The organism is Citrobacter sp. TBCS-14 (assembly GCF_005280805.1).
Lineage (GTDB): Bacteria > Pseudomonadota > Gammaproteobacteria > Enterobacterales > Enterobacteriaceae > Citrobacter > Citrobacter gillenii.
This window is the reverse complement of the sequence record NZ_SZWM01000212.1, coordinates 1-380: the sequence shown is the minus strand read 5'-3', so window position 1 is coordinate 380 and position 380 is coordinate 1. Positions and strand designations below refer to the sequence as shown.

1 protein-coding gene is annotated in these 380 nt (G+C 33.7%); it reads right to left on the bottom strand.

Going from position 1 to position 380, the window contains the following annotated elements:
* Positions 1 to 291: hypothetical protein (locus FDX22_RS12160; protein WP_255432878.1), on the bottom strand; the 291-nt coding region annotated here is incomplete at its 3' end.
* Positions 292 to 380: the final 89 nt, after the last annotated feature.

The following is a 380-nucleotide window of genomic DNA, read 5'->3' as shown; positions in this document are numbered from 1 at the left end:
ATTATGGCGATTACGCATTACTCCTAAGAAAGAACCGTTAGCCCTAATCAATGAGATATTTCCTTTAGACTTGAACGTGATGATAGGTTCTTCAATATAAATAAAATAATCAAATAAGTTATAATGCTCAATGACTTCTGTTATGCCGTCAGCAATTTGTTTTGCACGTTCCAAAGGGTCTTTGCTTTTACCACCTGCTATTGAACCAACTACATACTCATTTGTTAAAGGATTACGAAACGCATAACCAGTATTAGAAGTACTAAAGTCAATCGCTAAAGCTTTGCTCATAAATCAGAACTCAATTCAACATAAAGTTCTTTGCTTAGTTCTCCGATATCAAATAAGTGCTTAATATAGTGTTCATACTCAATTGGAGT